Genomic DNA, 4,302 nt, shown 5'->3' with positions numbered 1-4,302 from the left:
ATAATTATCTGTCTCGCCCATCCCTACTTCCTAAATATTAGACCTGAATCCTTACAACGCAACCATGTAGCCACCCGCAGGCTACCAAGATTTTCATCTAGTTTGATATTCACTTTTTTGTTTCCTTGTGAGTTCCTAAAGGGATTTCAACAAAACAATCCCTTGTCATCTCAGCACCATAAGCGATACAAGCAAGAATGTCTTCTTTTTCTAAACCGGGATATTCTTCTAGAATGGTCTCTATTGTTTCTTCTGCTGCTAAAAGGTCGAGAATTAGAGAAACCCAAATACGGTGTCCACGAATGCACGGTTTACCGAAACAAATGTTCGGATCGATGGAAATACGAGAAAGCAAATCATTGTTAGTCATGTAGCTTCACCTCTAATAGCCTCTAGTTCTAACATATCCATCCTTCATCGTCCTTTGGCTTCCAATGCCAAGTTAAGGTTTCCAATAACAGCGCGTCTTGTCCAAAAGTAATGGTGTAGCGAGGACTTCTATCCTCTGGCTCGTTGGTGAGGGGGTAAGCTTGAAAATGCATCGGTAATCCGAGAGTGGCGCGTAAAAAGTTGCGATCGCGGTCTGAAATGAAGCACACTAGTTTACGTCTACTCACAGCATCACTAATTTGGTTGATACCGTAACCGTGTCGTTGGGAAATCTCTAAACCTTGTAGTTCGTGTTGTTTATCTGGTAGAATTTGCACCTTACCAGATTTAACTAATTCTCTCAGATTTCCTGAATAATAAAAGTGCCAATCTTCCCGCACATCTCGATAGCCTTTAAACTTTAAATAACACAAAGCTTTATCAAAGCGAGTAGTAATTACTCCAGCTTTCTCGGCTTTTTCCATAAAGCTATTTTTATCCCATAACTCGAAAATAAAGTTATTGAGAATACCAGGAAGATTATACATTTTAAATCTTTCTGCTTCTGGCTCATCTGGATTAGTTAAGTCATAAATTGCACAATCTAACTGGCTACTTCCCCGAAAACTCCTAGCCTCATCAATAATTTTTGTTTTTCCTTCACTCTGACAGCGATAAAACTGTGCATTCATCTGTTTAATACTAATTCCCAAAGCATTTTGAACACTAGTACCAAATTTCTTAGCTACCTCTGGATATTTCTCTTTTATATAATAGTTTCCTTGCAGCTTTGAATAGATATAAGCTGACTGTATACCACCCCATCGCTGAGGATATCGCTCAAACTGATTTTTAAATGTCCAAAATTCATTAATGGCATTGTTAAAATTAACGCGATCGTAAGTTTCACCATCTTGTAAAGGATGGGATTTATCTGCAAATAGCCTTGCAACAAGAAAGTTAGGTATTAAAGCATAAGCTTGATAGGTTTCAAAACCTTCATGTCTGCCAAGCCTACCAAATCGTTGAATAAAGTTCCCCGCATCAGCAGCTTCAAAAACTAAGAAATTAATCCGAAAGTCCACGCCAACATCAATTGTAGACGTACCCAAAAGTAAATCTGCTTCGGCAACTGATTGAGATTTTTCAGTCTCTCCAGTTAAGCCAGTATTTTCTCTAACCTTCCATCGCGGTTCAAAAATAGGTTTTAACTTATCTATTAGCTTTTTTACTGCCGCGATTGAATTGAGAATAATTACACCTTTGCTGTTAGGATAGTCTTGAAAAAACTTTAAAATCACCGTTTCAGCATTTTCTTCTATCCATTTGTAGCTAGAACTAAGATTAGGCTCTATTCCTTCAGCAAAGCATAAGTTAATAGGTTGACTAATCTGCCGCCACTCATCGATTGAATCATCTGATGAAAATTTATAAGCTCCAACAGCAACCGGATCAATTTCTTTATATCTAAGTTGAGCCTTTTCTAGAAAATTCTTTAACAATTCGTTAGGTGTAGCAGAAAGAAAGAGAAATTTTTTATGAGTATCGCCAGTGTGTTTCATTAAAAGTATTGTATTGATAACACTAGCTACTTGCGGAGATGAAAAAATATGAAATTCATCATAGATAAATAATTTATAATTTTCATCTATACGTCTGAATAACCTGTCAGGATTATCTATTTTTCCTCTCAAGTAGTAAAAATTATGGATGTAATGGAAAATATCAGGGTTCGTCAGCAGAATTTCATAGTTAGTAGAAAAATCTTCTATCCCATCTCTTTTGGAAGACAGCTTACCAGTAGCTATATATTTCTCCAAAATAGCTGCATTTAAGCGATTAATTTGAGGTTTGTACTTGGGTTTAAATTCATCTTTGTATCCTTGAACCTGTTTTTCTTGATCTCGTGCGAGTTCATTTGTCGGATACATTGCCAAAGTGTACGTGCGATTTGTCATCGCTGACAAATAAGCTGCCAAGCTCTTACCATCGCCTGTCATCGCTCTATTGAAGACAACATCAATATTTGGGTCTTGTAATGCTTGATAGGTTTCTGCTTGATGCCAAGAAAGCGACCAATCTTTAGGTAATTTCACTCCGTCAGGTGTAATAACGGTTTGAGAATAAACACGTTTGAGATTTATGCTGTAATTTTCGGACATATCCTTGAAAATCCCCTTTAAATGCTTAGTTTATCTGAACTGCTATGTTGAAAGAATGACAAACTTATAAATCCAAGTAATTTCTGCCACCATTAGTGGCAGTTTTTATATATGTGCTAAATACCACCCACAAATTTCTGCAACCAATGGTTGCAGTTTTGTCGATGGGTAAAACATTTCCAGGCTATTTCTCGCACCATTGGTGCGAGTTTTTCACTTTACTTAAAAACTGTCCGTAACTCGTTGTTATTTACTATAATGCCATGCAAAATAGAAGTTGCCAAGATATATCCGTATAAAAGTGTCCGTATAAAATATGAGTCGAAAAGGTCAATCTATTACACTGTCGATATCAGAACGTGATAAAGCCGAGCTAGAAGCGATCGCCTTAGAATTCGGTATGATGTGGGGCGATCGCCCAAATATCTCTAAACTGATAGAAGCGATCGCTCGCCATCATCTACTTATTGGCAAGAATAACGACTGGTCAGAAGAGCGTATCCGTGCTATTGTCCATGCAATGCGTCTCTTAACTGACATTGGGCAAAACGATCAAGCGCAGATCATAGGACAATTATTACTGGAACGTAGCGAACTACCAATACCTTTACATACCGAGATTGAAAGTTTCTTAGGGAATTTAGCCCCACAGTGGCGCTTGGAAATTGATCGTTATATCTTGCGTCAGCAATCATTTCAACTCAGTTATCAAGATGCAGCACAACGAGTATTTAATTTTACTGTTCACTATGCAAAAGTTACGCTCCACGAAAAACGGCAATACTTAGATTGCTGGTGTACAGAGACAGAAGGTAATTCTGATGTGGAAGAATTACGTCATAATTGGAGCTTACGTTTAGACCGTATTCAAGAGGCTGCTGTTTTACCTATTGCTGGTGAATGGTTCACTACTGGGTTAGCACAGATAGATGTAGAGATGAATTTATTAGGTAATTTAGGCTTTGCCTACCAAGCTAAACCAGAAGATAAAATAAATGAATGGCTCCCGGATACACAACGAATAAAGAGAGTTGTGCGCCATGTCTCTAGTACCTTTTGGTTTATTCGAGAGGTGATGCAATATACTCCAGATTGTGTAATTATATCACCAACAAATGTGCAATTACTAATGATTGAAAAACTTAAAAGTGTCTGCCAGCATTACAAGATATAATTGCATTTATAGATTTTTAATGCTTTGTTTCAATCCCTAATAGGGAGGAACCAAAATTTTCACTTAGGAAGGAATATACCTCTTACATAAGAAGAAGTTTCAATCCCTAATAGGGAGTAACCAAAATTTTCACTTGCCAAGGACTTCTAATAGCACTGCGTCAGTTATGTTTCAATCCCTAATAGGGAGTAACCAAAATTTTCACCCCCCAGAGTATTTGTCGGGAATGTAGGGTAGGGTGTTTCAATCCCTAATAGGGAGTAACCAAAATTTTCACCTTTTTTGCCACCTTAACTTTAATTAGGGATGGGGTTTCAATCCCTAATAGGGAGTAACCAAAATTTTCACCTGCTTGATTGGTTTTCTTATATTTCGCTGGATTGTTTCAATCCCTAATAGGGAGTAACCAAAATTTTCACTTAAAGGTGTACCATATCTACCTAATGCAGTAGTTGTTTCAATCCCTAATAGGGAGTAACCAAAATTTTCACAGTTTTTAGTGATGGTAAAGTTCATCTAGACTCTGTTTCAATCCCTAATAGCAGCAATTCTCATTATGAGAATAATTATTATTATCATTGTGAACTATGCAAAATT

At 37.1% G+C, this 4,302-nt stretch carries 3 protein-coding genes and 1 CRISPR repeat array; of the genes, 1 reads left to right on the top strand and 2 read right to left on the bottom strand.

The features are described 5' to 3' along the window. Window positions 1–109: 109 nt before the first annotated feature. Window positions 110–370, bottom strand: a complete 261-nt coding sequence (locus HWQ44_RS00065; RefSeq protein ID WP_292713371.1) for a DUF433 domain-containing protein — start codon at window positions 368–370, stop codon at window positions 110–112. Between the two features lie 28 nt (window positions 371–398). After that, complete coding sequence (gene cas3, locus HWQ44_RS00060; protein ID WP_292713369.1) at window positions 399–2,531, bottom strand: type I-D CRISPR-associated helicase Cas3'; 2,133 nt, start codon at window positions 2,529–2,531, stop codon at window positions 399–401. Between the two features lie 316 nt (window positions 2,532–2,847). Between cas3 and HWQ44_RS00055 the strand changes: the two genes are divergently transcribed. Then, window positions 2,848–3,705 carry a WYL domain-containing protein gene (locus HWQ44_RS00055; protein ID WP_292713367.1) on the top strand — a complete coding sequence of 286 codons (858 nt, stop codon included), beginning with the start codon at window positions 2,848–2,850 and terminating at the stop codon, window positions 3,703–3,705. Window positions 3,706–3,730: 25 nt separating this feature from the next. Further along, a CRISPR array of direct repeats spans window positions 3,731–4,267; the repeat unit is 37 nt; unit sequence GTTTCAATCCCTAATAGGGAGTAACCAAAATTTTCAC. Window positions 4,268–4,302 lie beyond the last annotated feature (35 nt).

Origin of the sequence: Nostoc sp. JL34 (genome assembly GCF_017114945.1) — a bacterium.
In the GTDB taxonomy this organism is placed as follows: Bacteria; Cyanobacteriota; Cyanobacteriia; order Cyanobacteriales; family Nostocaceae; genus Nostoc.
The sequence above is the reverse complement of the archived record's forward strand: the minus strand, read 5'-3'. Positions and strand labels throughout refer to the sequence as shown.